General features: G+C 63.8%; 23 protein-coding genes. 13 read left to right on the forward strand and 10 right to left on the reverse strand.

Features of this window, described 5'->3' with window-relative positions:
• Window positions 1-459: 459 nt before the first annotated feature.
• Window positions 460-708, reverse strand: a complete 249-nt coding sequence (locus ACVXZ4_RS03570) for an acyl-CoA carboxylase subunit epsilon (protein WP_461796863.1) — start codon at window positions 706-708, stop codon at window positions 460-462.
• Window positions 705-2306 (reverse strand): acyl-CoA carboxylase subunit beta, encoded by a 1602-nt coding sequence (locus ACVXZ4_RS03575; RefSeq protein WP_461796864.1) that lies wholly within the window; start codon window positions 2304-2306, stop codon window positions 705-707. The genes ACVXZ4_RS03570 and ACVXZ4_RS03575 overlap by 4 nt, the downstream gene beginning before the upstream one ends.
• A gap of 640 nt (window positions 2307-2946) precedes the next feature.
• Here ACVXZ4_RS03575 and ACVXZ4_RS03580 point away from each other — a divergent pair.
• The 3 genes from ACVXZ4_RS03580 to ACVXZ4_RS03590 are packed head-to-tail and all read left to right on the forward strand — an operon-like array spanning window position 2947 to window position 5659.
• Complete coding sequence (locus ACVXZ4_RS03580; RefSeq protein WP_461796865.1) at window positions 2947-3759, forward strand: biotin--[acetyl-CoA-carboxylase] ligase; 813 nt, start codon at window positions 2947-2949, stop codon at window positions 3757-3759.
• A 3-nt stretch (window positions 3760-3762) separates the two neighbouring features.
• Window positions 3763-4314, forward strand: a complete 552-nt coding sequence (locus ACVXZ4_RS03585) for a PH domain-containing protein (RefSeq protein WP_461796866.1) — start codon at window positions 3763-3765, stop codon at window positions 4312-4314.
• Window positions 4315-4351: 37 nt separating this feature from the next.
• Window positions 4352-5659, forward strand: a complete 1308-nt coding sequence (locus ACVXZ4_RS03590) for a UDP-glucose dehydrogenase family protein (RefSeq protein WP_461796867.1) — start codon at window positions 4352-4354, stop codon at window positions 5657-5659.
• Between the two features lie 2 nt (window positions 5660-5661).
• Here ACVXZ4_RS03590 and ACVXZ4_RS03595 read toward each other — a convergent pair whose 3' ends face one another.
• The gene (locus tag ACVXZ4_RS03595) at window positions 5662-6216 is read right to left on the reverse strand and encodes a GtrA family protein (RefSeq protein WP_461796868.1); all 555 of its coding nucleotides are present in this window, start codon (window positions 6214-6216) and stop codon (window positions 5662-5664) included.
• An 80-nt stretch (window positions 6217-6296) separates the two neighbouring features.
• Here ACVXZ4_RS03595 and ACVXZ4_RS03600 point away from each other — a divergent pair, with 80 nt between their 5' ends.
• From ACVXZ4_RS03600 to ACVXZ4_RS03610, 3 genes are read left to right on the forward strand one after another with little or no spacing between them, the layout of a single operon-like run.
• The gene (locus ACVXZ4_RS03600) at window positions 6297-7415 is read left to right on the forward strand and encodes a 5-(carboxyamino)imidazole ribonucleotide synthase (protein WP_461796869.1); all 1119 of its coding nucleotides are present in this window, start codon (window positions 6297-6299) and stop codon (window positions 7413-7415) included.
• Window positions 7416-7432: 17 nt separating this feature from the next.
• Window positions 7433-7945 (forward strand): 5-(carboxyamino)imidazole ribonucleotide mutase, encoded by a 513-nt coding sequence (gene purE, locus ACVXZ4_RS03605; protein ID WP_461796870.1) that lies wholly within the window; start codon window positions 7433-7435, stop codon window positions 7943-7945.
• 5 nt (window positions 7946-7950) lie between these two features.
• Window positions 7951-9285: an LCP family protein gene (locus ACVXZ4_RS03610; RefSeq protein ID WP_461796871.1), complete on the forward strand. Its 1335-nt coding sequence runs from the start codon at window positions 7951-7953 to the stop codon at window positions 9283-9285.
• Between the two features lie 190 nt (window positions 9286-9475).
• Here ACVXZ4_RS03610 and ACVXZ4_RS03615 read toward each other — a convergent pair whose 3' ends face one another.
• On the reverse strand, window positions 9476-10615 hold the full coding sequence (locus ACVXZ4_RS03615; protein ID WP_461796872.1) for a glycosyltransferase family 4 protein: 1140 nt from the start codon (window positions 10613-10615) through the stop codon (window positions 9476-9478).
• 168 nt (window positions 10616-10783) lie between these two features.
• Between ACVXZ4_RS03615 and ACVXZ4_RS03620 the strand changes: the two genes are divergently transcribed.
• Window positions 10784-11548, forward strand: coding sequence for a class I SAM-dependent methyltransferase (locus ACVXZ4_RS03620; protein ID WP_461796873.1), 765 nt, complete (start codon window positions 10784-10786; stop codon window positions 11546-11548).
• Here ACVXZ4_RS03620 and rfbD read toward each other — a convergent pair.
• From rfbD to ACVXZ4_RS03640, 4 genes are read right to left on the reverse strand one after another with little or no spacing between them, the layout of a single operon-like run.
• Entirely contained in the window at window positions 11531-12388 is an 858-nt protein-coding gene (gene rfbD, locus ACVXZ4_RS03625) for a dTDP-4-dehydrorhamnose reductase (RefSeq protein WP_461796874.1), read from the reverse strand. The two genes, ACVXZ4_RS03620 and rfbD, sit on opposite strands and share 18 nt — an antisense overlap.
• Entirely contained in the window at window positions 12385-13368 is a 984-nt protein-coding gene (gene rfbB, locus ACVXZ4_RS03630; RefSeq protein ID WP_354574101.1) for a dTDP-glucose 4,6-dehydratase, read from the reverse strand. The genes rfbD and rfbB overlap by 4 nt, the downstream gene beginning before the upstream one ends.
• A 35-nt stretch (window positions 13369-13403) precedes the next feature.
• Window positions 13404-14306 (reverse strand): glycosyltransferase family 2 protein, encoded by a 903-nt coding sequence (locus ACVXZ4_RS03635; RefSeq protein ID WP_461796875.1) that lies wholly within the window; start codon window positions 14304-14306, stop codon window positions 13404-13406.
• 27 nt (window positions 14307-14333) lie between these two features.
• Entirely contained in the window at window positions 14334-14825 is a 492-nt protein-coding gene (locus tag ACVXZ4_RS03640) for a GtrA family protein (RefSeq protein ID WP_461796876.1), read from the reverse strand.
• Window positions 14826-14987: 162 nt separating this feature from the next.
• On the opposite strand from ACVXZ4_RS03640, the gene ACVXZ4_RS03645 reads away from it, so the two are divergent.
• Window positions 14988-15932, forward strand: a complete 945-nt coding sequence (locus ACVXZ4_RS03645) for a glycosyltransferase family 2 protein (protein ID WP_354574104.1) — start codon at window positions 14988-14990, stop codon at window positions 15930-15932.
• Window positions 15933-16028: 96 nt separating this feature from the next.
• Complete coding sequence (locus tag ACVXZ4_RS03650; RefSeq protein WP_461796877.1) at window positions 16029-17834, forward strand: thiamine pyrophosphate-binding protein; 1806 nt, start codon at window positions 16029-16031, stop codon at window positions 17832-17834.
• Here the strand turns inward: ACVXZ4_RS03650 and ACVXZ4_RS03655 are convergent.
• On the reverse strand, window positions 17818-18780 hold the full coding sequence (locus ACVXZ4_RS03655; protein WP_461796878.1) for an NAD-dependent epimerase/dehydratase family protein: 963 nt from the start codon (window positions 18778-18780) through the stop codon (window positions 17818-17820). The two genes, ACVXZ4_RS03650 and ACVXZ4_RS03655, sit on opposite strands and share 17 nt — an antisense overlap.
• 9 nt (window positions 18781-18789) lie before the next feature.
• A complete protein-coding gene (locus ACVXZ4_RS03660; protein ID WP_461796879.1) occupies window positions 18790-20307 on the reverse strand; it encodes a hypothetical protein in 1518 nt (505 codons plus the stop codon).
• A gap of 234 nt (window positions 20308-20541) precedes the next feature.
• Here ACVXZ4_RS03660 and ACVXZ4_RS03665 point away from each other — a divergent pair, with 234 nt between their 5' ends.
• From ACVXZ4_RS03665 to rfbA, 4 genes are all read left to right on the forward strand, one after another.
• Complete coding sequence (locus ACVXZ4_RS03665; protein WP_354574108.1) at window positions 20542-21378, forward strand: ABC transporter permease; 837 nt, start codon at window positions 20542-20544, stop codon at window positions 21376-21378.
• Window positions 21375-22112 (forward strand): ABC transporter ATP-binding protein, encoded by a 738-nt coding sequence (locus ACVXZ4_RS03670; RefSeq protein ID WP_461796880.1) that lies wholly within the window; start codon window positions 21375-21377, stop codon window positions 22110-22112. The genes ACVXZ4_RS03665 and ACVXZ4_RS03670 overlap by 4 nt, the downstream gene beginning before the upstream one ends.
• Before the next feature lie 94 nt (window positions 22113-22206).
• A complete protein-coding gene (locus ACVXZ4_RS03675) occupies window positions 22207-22815 on the forward strand; it encodes a dTDP-4-dehydrorhamnose 3,5-epimerase family protein (RefSeq protein ID WP_461796881.1) in 609 nt (202 codons plus the stop codon).
• The gene (rfbA, locus tag ACVXZ4_RS03680; protein WP_354574111.1) at window positions 22815-23678 is read left to right on the forward strand and encodes a glucose-1-phosphate thymidylyltransferase RfbA; all 864 of its coding nucleotides are present in this window, start codon (window positions 22815-22817) and stop codon (window positions 23676-23678) included. The genes ACVXZ4_RS03675 and rfbA overlap by 1 nt, the downstream gene beginning before the upstream one ends.
• The last annotated feature ends 130 nt before the right edge of the window (window positions 23679-23808 follow it).

Here is a 23808-nt window from a genome sequence, read left to right on the forward strand (position 1 = left end):
GGACGACCCCGGACATGGAAAACGGGACCGGCCCCCGAAGGCCGGTCCCGTTTCAAGCTCCGGGTCAGGGCAATAACCCGAATATTGCCCTGACCCGCCCCCAAGCCATGAACCCGCTTACCCTAGTCGGTCCATGGTTGGTGGTGTAACTCGAAGAGGAACACCTAGCAAGATCAATAATGCGTCCGGAGAGGGCCGCCGCAAAGTCGACACTTCGGGGGACATTCGGGGGACAGTTTTGTACCCCTGATTGGAAAAGACGCCCGTCAGGGGCGATATATCAATGGGGGACACGACGGATCTCGGGGTACATTTCACCATTCAGGGACCGATTGCACCGTCGCAATGGTCCAACACCGCTGATTCCGCAGCATCGGTTGCGGAATCCGTAGTTTTTAGGACCGGATTAGAGGGATATCGAAGTATCACACCCGAATGGGGGTCAATCTCGGCAGGCGGCTACCCGGAGAACGAACGCCATGCCCCGGCACCGGGGTGAAGGGGCGCGCGGATGCTCCGCTGGCTGCGCTGCCAGGCGCTCACGCGGGGTCCCTCAGCTCGTCGCCCGTCTTCGACTTCCTCGATCATCGAGGTGATCACCGCGGTGACCGCCGCGAGCTCCTCCGCGGTCGGCGATCCCGCGACCACGTCGAACTCCGGGGCCGTGCCGGCGTCTCCGTCGTCCCCGGCGGGCTGCAGGGAGGTCACAGGGGGATGTTCCCGTGCTTCTTGGGCGGAAGGGTCGCCCTCTTCGTCCTGAGGGCTCTCAGCGCTTTGATCACCACGACCCGCGTCGCGGCCGGCTCGATCACGCCGTCGAGTTCGCCTCGCTCTGCGGCGAGGAAGGGGGATGCGACGTTGTAGGTGTACTCGTTGGCGAGCTTCGTGCGCACCGCCGCGACATCCTCTCCGGCTGCCTCCGCGGCCTTGATCTCGTTGCGGTACAGGATGTTGACGGCGCCCTGGCCGCCCATGACCGCGATCTCGGCCGTGGGCCAGGCGTAGTTGAGGTCGGCACCGAGCTGCTTGGAACCCATCACGATGTACGCCCCGCCGTAGGCCTTGCGGGTGATCACCGTGACGAGCGGCACGGTCGCCTCGGCGTAGGCGTAGAGCAGCTTCGCACCGCGGCGGATGACGCCGGTCCATTCCTGGTCGGTGCCCGGAAGGTAGCCCGGCACGTCCACCAGCGTGAGGATCGGGATCGAGAAGGCGTCACAGAACCGCACGAATCGGCTGGCCTTCTCTCCCGCCTCGATGTTGAGGGTTCCGGCCATAGCGTTCGGCTGGTTGGCCACGACGCCCACTGCGCGCCCCTCGACCCGCCCGAAGCCGACGACGATGTTGGGCGCGAAGAGCGGCTGCGTCTCGAGGAAGTCGCCGTTGTCGACGATGTGTTCGATGATCGTCTTCATGTCGTAGGGCTGGTTCGGGCTGTCTGGGATCACGGTGTTGAGCTTGCGATCGGCATCCGTCGTCTCGAGTTCCACATCGCTCTCGTATACGGGGTGCTCGGCGAGATTGTTGTCGGGCAGGAAGCTCAGAAGGGTGCGCGCGTAGTCGAGCGCGTCATCCTCGTCCGCGGCGAGCCAGTGGGCCACGCCGGAGATCTTGTTGTGGGTGAGGGCGCCACCGAGCTCCTCCATGCCCACGTCTTCGCCCGTGACGGTCTTGATCACGTCGGGCCCGGTGACGAACATCTGGCTGGTCTTGTCGACCATGATCACGAAGTCGGTGAGGGCGGGCGAGTAGACCGCGCCGCCGGCCGCCGGTCCCATGATGATCGAAATCTGGGGGATGACCCCCGAGGCGGCGGTGTTGCGGCGGAAGATCTCGCCATACTTGCCGAGCGCGACGACACCCTCCTGGATGCGGGCGCCTCCCGAGTCGAGCATGCCGATGATGGGCACACCGGTCTTGAGGGCGAGGTCCATCACCTTGATGATCTTCTCACCGGCGACTTCGCCGAGCGATCCGCCGAAGATGGTGAAGTCCTGGCTGTACACCGCGACCTGGCGGCCGTGGATGGTGCCGGTGCCCGTGACGACCGCGTCGCCGTACGGCCGCTTCTTCTCCATGCCGAACGCGTGGGTGCGATGGCGCACGAATTCGTCGAGCTCGACGAAGGATCCATGGTCCAGCAGTTGCTCGATGCGCTCGCGCGCGGTCTTCTTGCCCTTGGAATGCTGCTTCTCGATTGCCGCCTCACCGCTGGCGGTCACGGCTTCGTGATAGCGCACTTTCAGGTCGGCGAGCTTGCCCGCGGTCGTGTAGAGGTCATTCGTGGCGTTCGTATCAGCAGTCACGCGTTCACTTTACCGTCGGCCATCTGACCGGCCCGGTGGTGGATACCTACAAAGCTGGCGCGCATGGCCGGTATCGGCGTCGGCGGGTGTGCGAGTCTCTGCTCGAGTAACCGAGGGGTGCTCCACCCGAGGAAGACCCTGTTCACGGATCAGGAAGCACGGGCGACACGCCGTGCGGAGGACCCTCGACACGCCGCATCCACCCCGCAACTCCTGATCCGCGAACGGGAGATGGCTGTCGCTCGGTGGGTGGGCGGACTTCAGGGAGGCGGATGCGGTGCCTCGGGGCCGAGCGCCCTGAGCGCGCCCGGGCCACCGCCATCGTGTCCTCGCGCCCACGAAATCCGAAGACCGGGTTCGCGGATCAGGAAGCACGGGCGACACCCCGTGCGGAGGACCATCGACACGCCGCATCCGCCCCGAAACTCCTGATCCGTGAACGGGATACCCGGCCACGGGCCACGGGCGAACGGGCAACCCGCGAACGGGCAACCCGTGAACGGGCGAACGGGCAACCCGGCAACCCGGCCACGGGCGAACAGAGGCCGCCGCGGTGCTCCGCACGGAACGGGTGTTTGCAGGGGTGCCGCTTTCGCACGGGGCCCGGCCAGCGACATCGCCCTGCCCGTACCCTTGTTGGATGCAGCTTCCCCTGAGCACCGCAGTGGCCGCCCGCCTCGAGATCCTCGACGAATGCGGCTCGACGAACACCGAGCTCGTGGCCCGGGCATCCGGGGCTGATGCGGAGAGCTGGCCGGACTTCTCGGTGCTCGTCACGGGAAGCCAGACCGATGGCCGCGGTCGCCTCGGCCGTTCCTGGGTGGCTCCCCCCGGGCAGACCCTGGCGATCTCGGTGCTGTTACGCCCGCGACTTCCCGCGGGGGAACCCCTCGAGCTCGACCACTACGGCTGGCTGCCCCTCATCGCGGGCATCGCCATGACCACCGCGATCGCCCCCCTCGTGCCGACGCATTCGGTGCGACTCAAATGGCCGAATGATGTGCAGGTCGACGGCCTCAAGGTATCGGGACTGCTCGCCGAGCTGCTGCCGGGGGGCCGCGCCGTCGTGATGGGCGCCGGGGTCAATCTCACGATCGCCCAAGCGGATCTGCCGACCGAGACCTCGACATCCCTCACCCTCAACGATCCGATCGTGCCGGATGCCGAACTCGCCGATCGCGTGCTCGCCGGGTACCTCACGGAGCTCGGTCGGCTCACCGCGGCTTTCCTGCGTTTCGGCGCGGACCCGGAGTCCAGCGGCATCGCCGAGCAGCTGCGCGACCTCTGCAGCACCCTCGGCAGCCAGGTGAGGGTGCTGCTCCCGGCCGGCGACGACCTCCTCGGCACAGCGATCGGCATCGACTTCAGCGGACGGCTCTCGGTCAAGCGGTCGTCGGATGGCCGGGTAATGGCTGTCGCCGCCGGTGACGTGACGCATCTGCGGTATGAATAGGTGATGAGCGACACACAGGATAGCGAACGGGTGGTTGCCCGGCTCCGCCCGCACGGCCGCGTGCTGTTCTGGCCGAGCGTCGCGCTCATCCTTATCGCGGCAGCGGTCGGCTACTTCCAGGGCAGTTTCCCGCAGGCCTGGGAGAACATCGCGCTCCTCGCTGGGGCCGCGCTCCTCGTCGTTCTGCTCTGGCTGCTGCCGCTCGTGGCCTGGCTCGGCAAGCGCTATGTCATCACCACCCGCCGCATCATCCTGCGCACCGGCTTCTTCATCCGCATCAGGCAGGAGCTGCTGCACAGTCGGGGCTACGACGTGACGGTGCGCCAGAACGGGCTGCAGAGCATGTTCCGCAGTGGCAACATCCTCATCAACACGGGTCTCGACCAACCAGTCGTATTGAAGGATGTGCCGGGCGCCGACCTGGTGCAAGCCGCGCTGCACGACCTCATGGAGAAGAGCCTCAACCCGATCGCGGCTCGACGCCAAGCCGAGGCCTCCCGACCGGGCCGGGACCCGGCGCCGAGCGACGAGACGACCGCGTGGGGACAGCGCTGAGTTCAGTATCGTTTGTCTCACCTACCCGAGGGGAATCATGAAGATATCTGTGATCGGCTGCGGCTACCTTGGCGCCGTGCACGCCGCGTGCATGACCGAGCTGGGCCACGAAGTCGTCGGCATCGACGTCGATCCGGAGAAGATCGCCCTCCTGAATGCGGGCACGCCGCCCTTCTACGAGCCGGGCCTTCCGGAACTGCTGTCGCGCGCCGTCGCCACCGGGCGACTGCGGTTCAGCACCAATATCTCGGATGTTCGCGGATCCGATGTTCATTTCGTCGCGGTGGGCACCCCCCAGCTCCCGGGCAGCGATGCCGCGGACCTGCGCTTCGTGATGGCGGCCATCGACGCGCTGCTGCCGCATCTCGCCTCGGGAGACCTCGTCGTGGGCAAGTCGACCGTGCCGGTGGGAACGGCGCGCACTCTCGCCGACATCGTGGCCGACCACGGCTCCGGCGCCACCCTCGCCTGGAATCCGGAGTTCCTGCGCGAGGGTTTCGCCGTGAAAGACACTCTCGCGCCCGACCGCCTCGTCTATGGGCTCGATGCGAGCGATGGCCGGGGAGAGGCCACCCTCGACGCCGTCTATGCCCGGGCGCTGGCCGGCGGCACCCCGAAGGTCGTGACGGATTTCGCCACCGCCGAGCTGGTGAAGGTGGCCGCGAATGCGTTCCTCGCCACGAAGATCTCGTTCATCAACGCCATGGCGGAGGTCGCGGAAGCAACCGGTGCCGACGTCACCCAGCTTGCGGATGCCATCGGCTACGACGCCCGGATCGGCCGCCGTTTCCTGAACGCCGGCCTCGGCTTCGGCGGCGGATGCCTGCCGAAGGACATCCGCGGCTTCATGGCCCGCGCGAAGGAACTCGGCGTCGACCAGGCGCTCACCTTTCTCGGCGAGGTGGACCAGATCAACAATCGTCGGCGTGAACGCATGGTCGACCTGGCCAAGGAGGTCGTGGGCGGCTCGCTCGTCGGAAAGCGCATCGCCGTGCTCGGGCTGGCCTTCAAACCCGACTCCGACGACGTGCGGGACTCACCGGCCCTGGACGTGGCGCTCCGACTCGTCGAATCCGGGGCGACGGTGCTCGCGACGGACCCCCAGGCGGTGGAGACAGCACGACGCCGTTTCCCCGACATGGAGTACGTCACCTCCGCTGCCGAAGCAGCGGCCGGGGCGGATGCCGTGCTGCTGTTGACGGAGTGGCGCGAATACCGCGACCTCGATCCGCTGGCCTTCGGCGAGCTGGTCGGAACGAAGGCGATCCTCGACGGGCGCAACTGCCTCGACCCGGTCGCCTGGCGGGCAGCGGGCTGGACCTACCGGGCGCTCGGCAGACCGTAGCGTCAGTTCGCGGCGGCCTCGCTCGCGCTCTGCTCGTCTTCGAAGATAGCCAGGCGCGCGGCCTCGGCCTTGTGCTCGCGCGCGGTGAGGCCGTCGGCCCGGTGATGACCGTAGACCCAGAAGCGATAGAGCAGGAAGCGGAACGACGTGCCGAGCACGAGCCCGACGAGGTTCGAGGAGATGTTGTCGGCGAGCAGAGACGTGAAGCCGAGCAGGTAGTGCGAGACCCAGAGGCAGCCAAGGCCGATGAGGATGCCGCCCACCGAGACCGCGCTGAATTCGGCAAGCTCGAGCAGGTAGTTCTGACGGCGGTGTTCGCGGAAGGTCCAGTACCGGTTTCCGAACCAGGTGAGGATGGTTGCGATGCCGGCCGAGACGATTTTGGCGCCGATCGGGCCCTGGAAGAAGTGGCCGTCGCCCGCGACGCCCAGCCGCAACAGATTGAAGATGGAGACATCGACGAAGTAGCCGGCCAGGCCGATCACACCGAATTTAAGGGCGTATCTCAGTAGCTTGTAATAGAGCGCTCGGGTGAGAGCGGTCAGTCGAGCGAGCACACAATCCCCTTGGCTTGGTAAAAAGAAATCCTAACCTAGAGGAGCCGCTCTGCAGGTGAGCCTCTCGCTAGGCTGGCAGCGTGACTCTTCGGGTAGGTGTGATCGGTGGCGGACAGCTCGCGAGAATGATGATCCCCGCGGCGGTGAACCTCGGCATCGAGCTGAGCGTGTTCGCCGAGACCGCGGGCGAGTCGGCCTCCCTCGCGGTGACGACCCTCGGCGACTTCCGGGACGCCGCCGACGTGCTTCCCTTCGCCCAGACTGTGGATGTCGTGACCTTCGATCACGAGCACGTGCCGCAGGAGGTGCTCGCCGCGCTCCTCGGGGCCGGCGTCGCCGTGCGCCCCGGCCCCGACGCCCTGCTCTATGCCCAGGACAAGCTGCTCATGCGGGAGCGCCTCTCGGCCCTCGGCCTCCCGGTGCCCGACTGGGCGCGAATCGACGAGGAGGCCCAGCTCGCCGAATTCCTCTCCGACCACGGTGGCCGCGCCGTGGTGAAGACCGCCACCGGTGGCTACGACGGCAAAGGGGTGCGGGTGGTGCGTGCCGCGGCGGAGGCTGCCGACTGGCTTGCGCTCGGGCATCCGCTGCTCGCCGAAGAGCTCGTCGAATTCCGCCGCGAGCTCGCCCAGTCCGTCGCACGGCGCCCGTCGGGGGAGATCGCCTGCTGGCCGGTGGTGGAGAGCATCCAGCGCGACGGAGTGTGTTCCGAAGTGATCGCGCCCGCGCCATCCTCTCGCGGGCGCCTCGCGGATGTCGCGGAGGAGATCGCCCGCTCGGTCGCCGAGAGTCTCGGGGTCACGGGTGTGCTCGCCGTAGAACTCTTCGAGACGACGGATGAGCGGCTGCTGGTCAACGAGCTCGCGATGCGTCCGCACAACACCGGGCACTGGACGATCGACGGATCGACCACCAGCCAGTTCGAGCAGCACCTCCGCGCCGTGCTCGACCTGCCCCTCGGCGCCACCGGATGCCGGGACCAGTGGTCGGTCATGGTCAACATCCTCGGCGGACCGCTCTCGGGCGGCCTCGACGACCGCTACCCCCATGCCTTCTCGGACGAGCCCTCGGTCAAGGTGCACAATTACGGCAAGTCGCCCCGCCCGGGGCGAAAGGTGGGACACGTCACCGCCGGCGGTGACGACCTCGACGAGGTCGTCTTCCAGGCGCGCGCCGCTGCAGAGCATTACCAGAACTGACCTTTAGGCTGTTCGCTATGCCCGAACCCCTGTCTTCTGAGCGGCCTATCGTCGCCGTGGTGATGGGGTCGGACTCCGACTGGACCGTCATGAAAGCCGCCTCCGCGGCCCTCGCCGAGTTCGAGGTGTCACACGAGGTAGAGGTCGTCTCGGCGCACCGCACGCCCGAGAAGATGATCTCGTTCGGACGGGATGCCGCGAGCCGGGGCATCCGCGTGATCATCGCCGGGGCCGGGGGTGCCGCGCATCTGCCCGGGATGCTCGCCGCGGTCACGACCCTCCCCGTGATCGGGGTGCCGGTGCCACTCGCCACCCTCGATGGGCTCGACTCGCTGCTGTCGATCGTGCAGATGCCCGCCGGGGTGCCCGTCGCCACCGTCTCGATCGGCGGGGCGCGCAACGCCGGACTGCTCGCGATCCGGATGCTCGCGATCTCCGATCCCGCGCTCGCCGCGTCTCTCGCGGATTTCTCCCGGTCCCTCGAAGCCACCGTCGAGGCGAAGAACGCCGCGCTGAAGTCGAGCCTGTGAGCGCGATGACCGCGACGAGCCCGATCCGCACCCCGGATCTGCGCTCGACCCCCACCATGACCAAGCGGGCCTGGTGGCTTGTGGGTCTCAACCTGCTCATCCCCGGCTCCGCCCAGATCCTCGCGGGCAATCGGCGGCTCGGCCGTTTCGGCGTCGGTACCACCTTCCTGCTCTGGGGTGTCGTGGTCGTCGGCATCGTCACCTGGCTCGTGGCGCACACCGTGATCCTGGGCATCGTGACCAGTCCGATCGGGCTCACGGCGATCCAGGTGGTGCTGGCCGCGTACGCCGTGCTCTGGATCGTGCTCACGCTCGACACCCTGCGCCTCACCCGCCTGATCGCGACGGCCCCCGCGATGCGGCCGGCGATCGCTGCGCTGTCGATCCTCGCGCTCGTCGCGACAGCGGGTGCCGCGGGCTACGGGGCGGCAAGCGCGGGAAGCGCGCGCAACGCGGTGAGCTCGATCTTCGCCGGGAGCGACATGGTCGCGCCGGTGAACGGGCGGTACAATATCCTCCTCCTCGGCGGTGACGCCGGACCCGACCGTACCGGCCTCCGCCCCGACAGCACGTCGGTGGCGAGCATCGACGCCACCACCGGTGCCACGACGATCATCGGTATCCCGCGCAACATGGAGCAGATCCAGTTCGCCAAGGGATCACCGCTCTACGGGCCGTTCCCCAACGGCTACGACTGCGGCGACCAGTGCCTCATCGACTACTTGTATACCTACGCCGAAGAGCACAAGTCTCTCTATCCGAATGCGGCGGCCAAGGGCAGCTCGGCGGGTATCGAGGCGATGAAGGATGCCGCGGAGGGCGTCACCGGCCTCAAGATCCAGTATTACGGGCTCATCGACATGCAGGGCTTCTCCGACCTCATCGACGCGCTCGGCGGGGTGACGATCAACGTGCCGGCCCGGCTGCCCTATGGACCGGTGACCGCCACCAAGCCCTACGGCACCTTCGAAGCCGGCAGCCAGCATCTGAATGGCGCCCTCGCGCTCTGGTACGGACGCTCCCGGTACATGGGCAACGACTACGAACGGATGGCCCGCCAGCGCCAGGTGCAGGAGGCTATCGTCAAGCAGTTCCAGCCCAATATCGTCGTCACCAAGTTCCAGGACATCGCGGCGGCCGGCGCCCAGGTCGTCAAGACAGACGTGCCGTCGGGTGCGCTGCCCGGCTTCGTCGACCTCGCGGAAAAGGCACGAAAGCTGCCGATCACCCATCTCGAGCTGGTGCCGCCCACGTTCAACCCGGCCAAGCCGGACTACGCGCAGCTCTATGCGGCGGTGAAGGCCGCGACCGCTCCGAAGACGGCGACACCGGCGCCGTAGCCTCCCGCCGCGGTCTTAATACGCGCCCTGGTACCGCAGTCCGCTGGTCGAGTAGGGCGCTCAACGCCCAGCACCGTTTGCTGGTCGAGTATGGCGCTCAGCGCCCGGCACCGTTTGCTGGTCGAGTATGGCGCTCAGCGCCCGGCACCGTTTGCTGGTCGAGTAGGGCGCTCAGCGCCCGTGTCGAGACCTACAGGTCCGCGTGCAACTGCCAGACCTTTTCGGCCGAATCCGCCCAGCTGAAGTTGCGCGAGCGGTCCCGCCCCGCGAACCCCATCCGCTCGGCCAGCACGGGATCCACCAGAACCGAGCCGATCGCCTCGGCCAGCCGTTCGGCGAAGGACGACGCAGGCTCGCGAGCGACCGCCAGGCCGGCCCCGGCCGACACCTCGAGCACCGCGGGATCGTCAGAGTGAACCACCGGGGTTCCGAAGTTGAATGCCTCGATCACGGGGAGCCCGAAACCCTCGGCGAGGCTCGGGAAGACGAAAACCGCCGCGCGGTCGAGCGCGACCGCCAGGTCGGCATCGGCGAGGTAGCCGAGCGCGCGCACGCGATCCTCGGCGAGTCCGGCCGCGGCCGCTATGCCCGCTACATCGAGACCCTGCGAGCCCTCCGGTCCAGCGATGAGCAGGGTATAGCCCTCGAGTTCGGGCAGAGCCATCGCCTGGATGAGCTGGGCGATGCCCTTGTGAGCCTGGAGCGTGCCCACACTGAGGATGTACCGCTCGGGGAGCTCGAGACGCTCCGCACGGGCATCCGGATCCACGGGCAGTGTGAGCTTGGAGCTCACCGCCCCGCCGATCACCCTCACCCGATCGCCGAAGTCGTAGATCTCGGCGAGCTGGGATGCCACGGCATGCGTCGGAACCACTACGGCATCCGCATATTTGTGGGCGCGCTTGACCATGGACTTGTACCAGCCGAGGCGCCGGGGCGAGAGGGCTTCCGGGTTGGTCCACGGGATGACGTCATGGATCGTCACCGCGATCTGTTCACCGACGGTGTTGACGCGATCGTGCTTGAACAGGGGCGCGAAGAGTCCGGTCGCGTGCACCATGCCACTTCCGGGCAGCCGGGTGAAGCCGTGCTGCCAGGCGAGTTCGAGTTCCCGACGGGCCAGCGCACTCTTGAAGAGTCCGTCGAGGCCAGGGAGGACAGCGGTGATCAATTCATAGTCCGCCTCGGGCGAAGAAGAGACGATGCCCGTCACATGACAACCTCGAGGGGCCGTCTGGATGAGTTCGCGCGTGAGCTCCTCGGTGTAACGTCCGATGCCGCCCGGAATCGGCGCGACGATCTGGTCCACGATCACGCGCAGGGTCGTCATGTCGCTCCAATGAAGTTGTCGGGAACCGCCGATTCCCCTGCAACGACATTACCAGCGAGCTCGAGACCCCGCGAATGGGGGCCAGGGATCAGTCGACCTCCGCCCGGCACACACCATGCCATCATGGGAGGGCAATCGCGAAGAACATATCGAATCGAAAGTCGTGACGTGTCGAATGACGAAGCAGGATCAGGCAGTTCCGACTATGTGGAGTGGAAAGGCTGGGTCGATCAGACTCCGTTCGGCCATCTGTCTGCGGGAGAGGCTGCCTACTTCTCCAGCGAGTTGAAAGGTGTGCACGTTAAGCCGGACGGCATCCGGGATGTTCTCGAGATCGGTTATGGCAACGGCTCGTTCCTCGCCTACTGCCGGTCGATGGGATGGAACATCACGGGGACGGAGTTGGATGCCGGCTTGGTGAAAGCGGCAACGGACTCGGGTTACGAAGTGTTCGCCGCCGACCAGATGGCCCAGCTCGCTGGGCGCTCATTCGACCTGATCGCGGTCTTCGACGTGCTCGAGCACATTCCGCAGGAAGCGATTCCCGCTTTTCTCATCGAGCTGACTCGTGCCCTTCGCGAGGGAGGCAGGATCCTCTTCCGGTTTCCCAATGCCGATAGCTGGCTGGGCAATCCTCTCCAGAATGGCGACCCGACACATGTCACCGCCATCGGATATCTCAAGATGACCTTCTTCGCTCTCCAGTCGGGACTCGAGGTCGTCAGCTTCCGCGGAGCTCGCCGCCACAGCTTCGCAACCTCGTTCGCTAACGGCATTTACGCCCTCGTTGCCGGCCCGATCATCGGCGTATCCGCTGGTATCAAACGCGCGTTGTATTTTCCTGGGTTGCCGGTCGTGCTTTCGACTTCGAATGTCGTCTGCGTTGTCCGCCGAGCTGGTAAAGCGAACCATGGCTCAGTCAGCGTTCTGTAACGCTCCGGCTGAGTGGGCCGCAGAGAGTGCTGCCCGCCAGTTTCGCATCGGCGAGATGCCGGCGCGGCCCCAGGCCCCGTGTCCGAGCACCGAATAGTCGGGGCGAGGAGCGGGGCGAACATACTCAGCGCTGGTGGTTGGCACGACCCGGGCGGGGTCGAGCCCCGCTACCTGGAATATCTCGCTGGCGAAGTCGAACCAGGTCGCCTCACCTGAGTTGGTCGCGTGATAGACACCCGGCGCAGCATCCGCGTCCAGTAATTCCACGATCTGGCGTGCGAGGTCGCCCGTCCAGGTCGGTTGGCCGAGCTGGTCGTTCACAACGCTCACAGTGTCGTGACTCGTCGCAAGGCGCAGCATAGTTTTCGCGAAATTCGGTCCGCCGGCGCCGTACAGCCAGGCCGTCCGAACGATGAACGTGCCATCGCGGTGCACCGACAGCACTCGCTGTTCACCAGCGGCCTTGGTGCGGCCGTAGGCCGAGATCGGGTGCAGCGGCGCGGATTCCTCGTAGGGAGACGTCGCCGTTCCGTCGAAAACATAGTCTGTAGACAGCTGCACCAGCCGTGCCCCTGTTTGTGATGCGGCGATCGCGAGGTTCTCGGCTCCTGTCGCATTGATCTCGAAGGCTTCGTCTTCGTGCTCTTCCGCGTCATCGACCTTGGTGTAGGCAGCGGCGTTGATGACCACGTCATGACCATCGACCGCATCGCGAACGGCATCGAAATCGGTGATGTCGAGGTCCGCCCTTCTGAGCGCCGTGATCTCCCGGCCGGACAGGGCTTGCTGTAGATCCTGGCCAACCATGCCGGCCGCTCCGGTAATGAGGTATCGAGTCACAGCGCCGCACGCTCCTTGAGGGGCTCCCACCAAGCGCGGTTTTCGCGGTACCACTGCACCACATCCGCGAGTCCCTGCTCGAACGGCACCTGCGGCGCGTACCCGAGTTCGGTCTGGATCTTGCTGATGTCGACGCTGTAGCGCAGGTCGTGGCCGAGGCGATCGGTGACCCGGTCGACGTACGACCAGTCCTTGCCCGTGGCATCCAGAAGCAGCTGCGTCAGCTCCTTGTTGGTGAGCTCGGTGCCGCCGCCGATGTTGTAGATCTCGCCCGCGCGGCCGCCGACGAGCACCATCGCGATTCCGCGGCAGTGGTCGTCTACATGCAGCCAGTCGCGGATGTTGTTGCCCTCGCCGTAAAGCGGAACATGCTTGTCGTCGATGAGGTTCGTGACGAAGAGCGGGATGACCTTCTCTGGGAAGTGATACGGACCGTAGTTGTTCGAGCAGCGCGTGATCGACAGGTTGAGGCCGTGCGTGCGGAAGTAGCTGCGGGCCAGCAGGTCGCTTCCGGCCTTCGATGCAGAGTAGGGGGAATTAGGCTCGAGCGGCCGTGACTCGTCCCACGAGCCTTCGGCGATGGATCCGTAGACCTCATCGGTCGAGACATGCACGAATCTCTGGAGATCGGCGCGCAGGGCCGCATCGAGCAACCGCTGGGTGCCGAGCACATTGGTCTCAACGAAAATGCCGGAGTCGCGCACTGACCTGTCGACGTGGGATTCCGCGGCGAAATGCACGACGGCATCCACGGTCGGAAGCAAGGTGTCGAGAAGTTCGGAGTCGCGGATGTCCCCGTGCACGAACTCATAGCGCGGGGAGCCTGCGATCGGGGCGAGGTTCTCGAGATTTCCAGAGTAGGTGAGCGCGTCGAGCACGATCACCTCGGCACCTTCGAGACCGGCATAGGCGTCTTGCAGGGTGCGTCGAACAAAGTTCGAGCCGATGAAACCGGCGCCGCCGGTGACGAGGATTTTCATGGGGAGGATGCCTCCTTGGCACAGTCGTGACGATTCTAGTGATGGCCGGATCGACGTTTCAGCACAGCCGAGCGTATGGAGAGCCCGATTCCGAGCACAAAGCGCACCGGCCATAGGAGCGGCCCGCTGTACTTCTTGCCGAGAAACCGCCGCGCACTTTCGTGATGCACCGCGATCATCCGAGCGGACTCGGAGGGCGACTCAGTGGAGTGAGCGCCGGAGTGCTCGACCACGGCTGCGGGCTCGTAGACGTTTCGGAACCCTGCTTTACCGAGGCGGTAACCGAAGTCGACGTCTTCGAAGTACATGAAGAACATCTCATCGAATCCACCGAGGCTCTCGAAGGCGCTCCGTCTCACGAGCACGCAGGCACCGGAAAGCCACCCGGCGTCACGACGGATTGCTTCGTACTGGGAGTCTTTGCGGTAGGCCTTCGTCCACGGATTTCCGAGCCAAACGTTGGCGAAAAGGGCGTGTCCAATTCCATTTCGCAGCGACGGGATCGAACGCGCCGATGGGTACACCTCATTTTTCGTCACGATCGCTGGCCCGACAGCAGCGATTGTCGGGTTGGAGTCTCCCGTCGTGAGGAGCAAGTCGATGCTGCCGGCCCCGAGCACAAGGTCAGGATTGCTGACCAGGATCCACTCCACCGTCGGCGGGAGGTCCTTCACGGCGGCATTGATAGCGCCGCCATAACCAGGGTTGCCAGCGAGGGGCAGGTACTCCGCTCCGTTCGCCACGGCCAGGTCGCGAACACCGTCCGCGCCTTCCGGCTTGTTGTCTGCGATAACGACGGCGACCGGACTCGCGCTCGCAGCGGGAACACTCGCCAAGAAGCCATCAAGCACACCTGATGAGCCGTAACTGACGGTGATGACCGCGACGCGGCTCACCGGGAGTCCGGTGTCGTGAGCTGGCGATTCAGGGGCAGGCATAGCGACGCCAATCCTACTTCGGTGGGGCTACAGGACATCGTGGGCTTCGCCAGTGCTCTTCTGCCTTCGGAACGAGAAAAATTTGTGCCCGATGTAGCTGACTACGGTGGTCACGATCACGATTAGCGCCTGGGCGAGCAGTGGATTTAGTCCGCCTAGCTCGACGAGCAGCGGAAGGGCGATGGTGTTGATCACCAGCGAGACGATATTCACGCTTGCGAACTTAAAGAATTCGACAACTATGTTGCGTCGCCCGGCAATCCTGAACGTGAACCTACGGTGGCTGAGAAACGCGACCATCGTGCCCAGGAAGGTGGCGACATACAGACTCAGCAGGTAGCTGGTGTGTCTGCCTACAGTGAGCTGGACTAGTACGAAGATGCCGTAGCCGACCACAGTATTGAACCCGCCGACGACTAGGAATCGCACACGCTCGTCCCGAAGGAGCCTTCGAACGAATCGAATCGGCCCCCGTGGCCGCCCGTCGGCTGCCGCGTCAGCCGGGGTGTTATCGCTCATGGCCAGACTCCGCGGTGCTCATCGAGTGATTAATTTCCCCGTGCGACGGTAGCACCCCATCCTAAGGATCCGCCCGGCCCGTGCCCGGTCATGGCATCGCCACGGACGCGTCAGTGACCGACGAGGCGACCGATAGTCTTGGGCGGTGGATGTGCGCGAGCGATGACCAGACAGAAGATTTCGATCATTACCCCCTGCTACAACGAAGAGGGAAACGTCGCCGCCTGTGCGGCCGAGGTCGCGCGGGTGATGGAGATCGAGCTTGGCGAGTTCGATTACGAACATATCTTTTGCGACAACGCGAGCACGGATGGCACTCTGTCCGCTCTCCGGGAATTGGCCGCCGCTGATCCCCACGTGAAGGTGATAGTCAATTCGCGAAATGTCGGACCGTTCCGCAGCATGGCGAACGGCCTGAAGAGTGTCACCGGCGACATCATCGTCCCGATGATCCCCGCTGACCTCCAAGACCCTCCGTCGGCCATCCCCGGGATGATCGCGCTCCTGACCCCCGCTGTCGAGGTTGTCTATGGCATCCGCGCAAACCGTCGGGAGAGCATCCTGATGCGTGCTGCCCGCAATTCCTACTATCTAGCGCTTCGGTCGAGCGGGGGGGCGACCCCACCTCCACACGCGGGTGAATTCATGGTCGCTCGTCGTGAAGTGATCGACGCGATTTCCGAGGTCGGCGGGAGCTACCCCTACATTCGCGGTCTGGTGGCGCAGACCAACCCACGCTTCGAGACCTACACCTACGAATGGGCCCGACGTGATGTCGGCAAGTCGAAGAACTCGATTCCCGATCTCATCGACCAGGCGCTCAACGGAATCGTCACGACAGCGCGAACTCCCATCAGGTGGGCTCTGTTTCTTGGGCTCGTCTTCGCCTTTGTCGGGGTGGTGATAGGCATCGTCAACCTGTTGATTTTCCTCGTAGGCGGCTCGTCGGCCGCTCCAGGAATCCCGACGCTCATCGTGGCGACTTTTCTGTTTGGTGGGGTCAATCTTTTTTTCCTCGGGCTCATCGGTGAGTACATCCTGAGCATTCATTCGAGCGTGAGGCCGGAGCCGCCGATGTTCGAACGCGAGCGAATTAACTTCGATTAGCTGGAAGCCGTTGGATACTTGTCGAGAGACACTGGTATCTGACCTCTCCAACCGACTACGGGACCGCGGGTCGACTCCCTGGAAGAACTGGTGAAAATGAACGCGCACGTATGGGCCTCGCATAAGACCGGCTCCGACCTGATCGCAGACTTCATTGCAGCGCGCTGTCACGAGAATGTCTTCGTGGTCAATGGCGGTGCGTGCGTCTTCATGATCGACGCGCTCGGACGCAACAGCGCGACCGACTACGTCTGTGTACAGCACGAGCAGGCCGCGGCGATGTCCGCTGACGCCATCTGGCGCACTACAGGCAAGATCGGCGTAACGATGGTCACCAGCGGCCCGGGCGCGACAAACCTCATCACCGGTATCGCGTCGTCGTGGTTCGACTCGATTCCGGCGCTTCACATAACCGGGCAGGTCAACGACCGGGAGAGCAAGACGACTATCGGTGCGGATGTGCGCCAGGCCGGATTCCAGGAGACCGACATCGTGTCCATGGTTTCCACGATCACCAAGATGGCCGTGAAGGTCTCAACGACAGCCGAGCTCGCGGTGGCGCTGCGTGACGCCGTCGCGATCGCCACTTCGGGACGGATGGGCCCTGTCGTAGTGGACGTCCCGATGAACGTGCAGCAGGACCCCGTGTCGGAGCAGGATTACCTGAATGCCCTCTCCGACGTCGACGTCCAGCCAATACTCGGGGCGATCGACGCCCGGGAGATCGGGCTTCAGATCGAGAGCTTTCTCGAGAACGCCCAGCGCCCGCTCGTCATCATGGGTGGAGGGTTGGGCCTTGCGGGAACAGCGAAGATCGCCCAGGACTGGTGTGAGGCGCACGGCATCCCTTACATTGCGAGTTGGGCCGGACTCACCTATCTCGACCGTTCACGCCCGGGCTACCAAGGGTCACAGGGCGTCTACGGCTCGCGCCATGCGAACTGGAGCGTGCAGGGTGCCGACAGGATCCTTTCCCTCGGCAGCCGGCTCGACAACCGGCAACGAACAGGGAACCCTCGTGCTTACGCGCCGTTCGCCGACATCTTCGTCGTCGACGTCGACGAGGAAGAGATACGTAAGTTCCACGCGAACCCGCGCTATACCGGACGCGCATTCGACCTGACCGATTTGGCGCCCGTGCTCGGAAGTGTTTCGTTCGAGTACGACTCCCAGCCATGGCTCGAGCTCGTGCAGGCCGATAAGGAGTCCAACTCTTCCGGTTGGGAAGCATCCGTCGAGCCAGGGGAGTTGAACCCCTACGACGCCGTCCAGGAGTTCCAGAAGTACCTGCCGAAGGGAGCAATAGTCGTCTCGGATACCGGCGCCAATCTCTGTTGGCTCTTTCAGGCCTATGCTCCAGACGATTCTTACCTGTTCACTTCCGGCGGTAACTCGCCTATGGGTTACAGCCTTCCCGCGGCAATCGGCGCTCAGATCGCCCGACCTGAAACGCCAGTCGTATGCGTTATCGGCGATGGCGGACTCCAGATGAACATCCAGGAGCTTCAGACCGCGGTCAACTATGAGCTTCCGATCACCATTGTGGTGTTCAACAACTCCGGATACGGAATCATCAAGCAATTCCAGGATTCGAACACGAGCAGTCGTTATCACGCGAGCGGCGAGGGCTATTCGACCCCCGACCTCAGGAAGATCGCGGCGGCGTATGAAATTCCGTTCAGCCGCGTGTCCGCTGTCCAGGACATCGAGTCGGGAATGTTCGAGCGTGGACTCAAGTTGGTCGAGTTCGTCGTCCCGCCGCAGGCCCTCATCACGCCGAAGGTCGAGGGTGGGCACTTCATCCACGACCAGTTCCCGTATGTGAGCCGTTCCGGCCAGCAGCCGCTTCCCTTCGACTACCCCGCGAGCCCCAGTGACCTTGCGGTCAGTTCTGCTCTCTAGCGCCTGCCGGGCGCGGTAGTTGGAGGCTGGCGAAATACGGATCGGTGACTCCGTGTCCTGTGAGCCAGTGCGCAGTGGTTGACAGCCCCTGTGCCTGAGAAACCTCGGGCGTCCAGCCGAGCGCTAGAAGTCGCAGCGTGGCGGGTTCCAGATGGGCGATCTCGCTGGGATCTGCGGGCGCCGGGGCGAACAAGAGCCGGCCGCCACTGTCGAAATTGCTGGCGAATTGCACGACTATCTCCCTGAGCGGCGGGGCGATCGGGTGGCCGACGTTCACGATGCCACCCGCTTGAGCAGCGGTCGCCAATGTCGCGAGCGCGGCCCCGGCGTCAGACGCATAGAGGTAGCTCCAGCGCTGCTGCCCCGAGGACAGGGCGACGTCCACGTTCGAGCCGAGGCTCCCCGCGATGCTGGCGAGCAGCATCCCCGCGTTGTCCATTGGCCCATACACCGAGAACACCCGCGCCCACACCCACGCGAGTCCGAGTAATTCGCACTGGTTTCGCAACTGCAGCATCGCCGCGACCTTCGCCTCGCCGTATGTCGTCTCCGGATTCGTGGGCGACTCTTCGTCGGAGCGGTTCGTGCGCGCTCCGTACTCGGCCTGGCTACCTAACCCGACGACTCGACGCACGCCCGCTTCAGCTGCCGCCTCGACCAGCAATCGATGACGCTCGAGGTTGCTCCACTGGATCTCGTCGTTTCGGGTGGAGGATGCAACGCCTTCCCAGTCGAGGAGCATGACGATTTCGAAGCGGCCGCGATCGACGATCGATGGCCAATCCGCGCTCGCTCGAGAGATGACCGTGAGGGCTGGCAACCCGTCTATGCGCCAGAGGTCGGTTGTCGGGCGAACGACGGCGACGACGTCATGACCCGCCGCCAACAGCGCTCGCACCGTCCAAGCGCCGAGGAATCCGCCAGCGCCGAATACAGCTACACGCATGAGTGTCGGCTACGACGCGGAGACGCGTTCACCGGTGTCTTCCGAGAGTTCATCCACCGAAACGCTTGCCGGACTCTTCGAGCGGCGCCGCGCGATAAAGCGCCTCCACAGCCTTCGCTCGCGCGGAATGGCATAGAAAGCAACTACGAGGATGGACATGGCCTGAAGGGGCACGACGTAGCGGGATTCAAAGTGGGTAAGCCAGACCACAGCGATGTTCGCTCCGAGAATGAAAAAGATCATGAGCGGTCCCGCCGCCCGTCGTTTAATGCTGTCCCTCAAGAGGATCACCAACGCTCCGATGAAGGCAATGAGGGTCAGGATTCCGAATCCGAGGTTGTCGAACCGGCCAACGGACCCGCCCGGGATGGTGAGCCAGGTCTGGACTGTGTACACCGTTCGATTGCCTACGAACGGGAGAGGGTTCGTCAGTGCAGCTTTGAAAGACTCCTTCTGGAAGAACCCAAAGGTGTTCGGCGCGATTCCACCGAAGGGGTATTCCCGAGCTGACTCTTGTTTATTCAGAGCGGCGCATTTGAGCGGCTCGAGATGGCACGGCCAGTTTCCGCCGCCCGTGACAATGAAACCTCCACCGATGTCAGTGAGACGCTTGTCAGACATCCACTCTTGGGCCCACTGGTAGTCGCTTTGTGACCAGGAGAAACTTCCGGGATGCAATACCCGCTCTCCGTAGATCGTCCACGGGGCGCACAGGATGATGAAGGTGAGACCGAGTGCACCCCACTCGATGAGGCCGCGACGCGAGTCTGGCGGGATAGCTTTTCGCGGCTCACCGCGGAGGCGGACGCGGTTGACGATGTACCTTACGACCACCACCGCTGCCAGCCCGATGAGCGCAGCGGGAACCGCGTTGAACCACATGATGCGAAGGTAGGCGAGCGCGGCAAGAGCTGCGCCAAGCAAGATGAATAACCAGACGCGGGGCTTGCGCGGCGGGGTCTGGCTCGCCCAGAGAAGGCCGAGCGCTACTAGAGTGCCGAGCGCCGTGGCGAGTCCGTCACTCCCGAGTACGCCGGCGTGAATCGTCCAGCCCGTGAAGATGGGGCTGCCGACCCAGAAGATCGCAAAGACCGCGAAACTGACGTACCCGCGGCGGGGGATGAAGATGAGCGCGGCGAATGTGAGGACAAGAGACCAGAGCGCGCATAGCAAGAGCACCATGGGGATGACCGGTGAGGCTCCGTCACCCAGTTTGACCAATACGGCCAACAGATAGGGCATCCCGGGCGGCCACAGGTTGAGTACCCAGATGTGAGCCTGTGACATCACCCCGTCCTGAAGGTCGACCGCGGCGTTCAGATAGCTGCCTGCATCGCTGCCGCCGAGCACCGGGGACAACTTCGAGATTGGCGCGGTGGCCGAGATGCCGAAGAACTTGGTTTTCGTCCACTCTGGAAGCGCAATCCAGACTTCGATAATGAAGGAGAGCACAAAGACACTGACGCCCAGGATCGCGCGCTTGCGCCACGACATCGTGACTTCATTGCCTAAGCCAGTGATCGACAATTGGTTTCCTTCGAAAGTGGCGAAGTTCTTCGGGGAATTCGCGGGGTCTGCATGCCGGTCTTGCGAATTCAGCGTTTCGACTCACGGTACCCGATGTACCGTCGGCGGGCCGAACGGAGCCGCCCTATCCTCTCGCGCAGTACCTGGCGCTGCCGGGATTACCGACCGTCTAGGCTAGATTGTTCGAGAATTAGCGCGGCTCCACGTCGTCAGCGCGCTCAACTAAGAGGATGTATGAAATACCTGCAGGAAGTCTGGGGCTCCCGAGAGCTGCTCCTCAACCTGACCTCCCGAGAGGTACGCGGCAAGTACAAGCGCACGATTTTCGGGCAGCTCTGGTCGCTGGCGAACCCGCTCGCGCTCATGCTCATCTACAGCCTGGTGTTCGGTGTGCTCTTCAAGAGCAACCCTCTTCCCGGGGATCCGAGCGGGCTCGACGTCTTCGCGCTGTGGCTTCTCTGCGGACTTCTTCCCTGGACTTTCTTCTCGGCAGTTGTCAGTACCGCCGCGTCATCTCTCGTCGGCAATGCCAACCTCATCCAGAAGGTGTCGTTCAGCCGGATTGTGCTTCCGCTGTCAACAGTCGGTTCGTCAGCGTACAACTGGGGATTCGAGATGGTCGTCCTCCTTGTGGCGGTATCGATTGCAGGTGGCTTCGTTCTCCCGTGGATCCCCCTTCTTCTCATAGTGATGGTGCTGCTCGCCGTGTTCGCCGCTGGCGTTGGCCTGATCTTTTCCATCGCGAACGTGTACTTTCGCGATACCCAATACCTTCTCGGAATCGTGCTTCAACTCTGGATCTATCTCACCCCGATCATCTATCCGATCCAGCTCGTGGAGGCGGCATCCCACACCCACGGCGGACTGTTGGGAACTCCCGTGACGATTCTCGGTCTCTACGACCTCAACCCGATGGTCCACTTCGTGGCACTGTTTCGTGAGCTGATTTATGACAACCGTTGGCCGGACGGCGTCGAATGGCTCATTTGCGTGTGCTGGGCCCTCGCGGCGCTCGTGATCGGAATGATCGTTTTCCGAAAGAACGAGCGAAACCTGGCGGAGGCGCTGTGACGCCGGCTGCGGTGCGGGTCGACCATGTCACTAAGTCGTTCCGCCTGTATCACGAGCGAAACCAGAGCCTCAAGTCTGCGGTGATGCGCGGACGACGTTCAGTGCACGATGACTTCCTCGCGCTCGACGACGTGAGCTTCGATGTGCCAACCGGATCGACCTTCGGTCTCATCGGCAGCAACGGTTCGGGGAAGTCGACACTCTTGAAGTGTCTGGCGAACATCTATCACCCGAATGCCGGCAGCATCACGCACTTCGGCAAGATCGCGGCGATGCTCGAGGTGGGCTCGGGCTTTCACCATGAACTCTCCGGCCGGGAGAACATCTTTCTCAACGGATCGATCCTCGGGATGTCCAAAAAAGAAGTCACTCGCAAGTTCGATGAGATCGTGGACTTCTCCGGAGTCGAGCAGTTTATCGATCAGCCGGTGAAGAACTACTCATCCGGTATGTATGTGCGCCTCGGTTTCGCGATCGCCATCAACGTGGAGCCGGACATCCTCGTTGTGGACGAGGTCCTCGCCGTCGGCGACGCGGAGTTCCAAGAGAAGTGCTTCCACAAGTTCGAAGACTTCAAGAGAGACGGCAAGACCGTCATCCTCGTCAGCCACTCGATGGATACCGTCAAGCAGATGTGCGATCACGCCGCGTGGCTCAGTCATGGAAAACTGATTTCTGCCGGCGCGGCAGTCCCGACGATCAACGCCTACCTTCACTCCCTCTCCGCAGGCTAGCCGGAAAGTTCTTCGGAGATTCGCGCCCACAATCCCCAAACCGCTCTCTCGCCTGCTCATCTGCCCCGACGTGTGTCCCGGATAGGATCTACCCGTGCAACTTCGCCAGCTCTCGATCCCTGACGCTTACGAACTGACCCCGACAAAGCGGGAAGACGATCGCGGTGTCTTTCTCGAGTGGTACCGGTTCGACGATCTCGAGGCTGCTATCGGGCACCCGTTCACACTCCGCCAGGCGAACCTGTCCGTGTCCAAACGCGGCGTCGTTCGTGGAATTCACTACGCCGACATTCCGCCGAGCCAAGCCAAGTACGTCACAGTCACCCACGGTGCGGTACTCGATTATGTAATCGACATCAGGGTCGGATCACCCGCGTTCGGTAAGTGGGAAGCTGTGCGCCTCGACACGGAGACGCACCGAGCCGTCTACCTCAGCGAAGGACTCGGCCACGCTTTTGTCGCTCTCACGGATGAAGCAACAGTGGCCTACCTCGTCTCGGACGTCTACAACCCCAGTGTCGAGCACGGCATCAACCCGCTCGATTCGGAAATCGGTCTCGTCTTCCCTGCGGAGGCCGGGGAGTTGCTGTTTTCCGAGAAAGACCGAGAAGCGCCGTCCCTTGCAGAGGCTCTCGCGATCGAGGCACTTCCGAGGTGGAACGAAGCGGTCGATTACTACCAGTCGCTAGTGGAAGGAAGCTGATGCGCGGAATCATTCTGGCGGGCGGCTCCGGCTCCCGCCTGTGGCCGATAACCAAGGGCATCTCGAAGCAGCTGATGCCGATCTACGACAAACCGATGATTTACTATCCGCTTTCGACGCTTATGAGCGCTGGTATCCGCGAGATCCTGATCATCACGACACCCTCGGATCAGGCACAGTTCCAACGGCTGCTGGGTGACGGCAGCGCGTGGGGGATCGAACTCTCGTATGCGGTGCAGCCCTCGCCAGATGGACTCGCGCAGGCCTTTGTCATCGGCGAAGAATTCATCGGTGAAGAAAAGGTCGCTCTCGTTCTCGGCGACAACATCTTCCATGGTGCCGGACTCGGATCCAACCTCAGGACGCACGCCGACGTCGAAGGAGCACTGATCTTCGCCTACCAGGTGGCAAACCCCCGCGCCTATGGCGTCGTGGAGTTCGATGCGGACGGCAAGGCGATATCGATCGAAGAGAAGCCGGAAAACCCCAAGAGTCGCTACGCCGTTCCGGGCCTGTATTTCTACGACAACTCAGTGGTTGAAGTCGCCAAGGCCATCAAACCGTCCGCACGTGGCGAAGTCGAGATCTCCGCCGTCAATGACCACTACCTGGCAAACAAGTCGCTCCAGGTGCGCGTGCTTGACCGGGGCACGGCATGGCTCGATACCGGAACCTTCGAATCGATGATCCAGGCGACCGAGTTCGTGCGGGTCGTTGAGGATCGCCAAGGCTACAAGATTGGATGCGTTGAAGAGATTGCCTGGCGCGCCGGTTGGCTCTCAGACGATCAGCTCGCCGAGCTTGCCACACCCTTGGAGAAGAGCGGGTACGGGGTCTATCTCGCGGGACTTCTCGACGCATAGGGGCGAATGTCTTGTGGCAGCCTATTGTCGAGGTGGAATTCCTACTCGTTCGCGGAAACGTGACGCGCCTCATTCCCGGCGTGACGGTGTCGGATCTCGTCAAAGTACCTGAAAACGCATATTCTTAAGC

The sequence above is a fragment of the Lacisediminihabitans sp. FW035 genome, assembly GCF_054880895.1.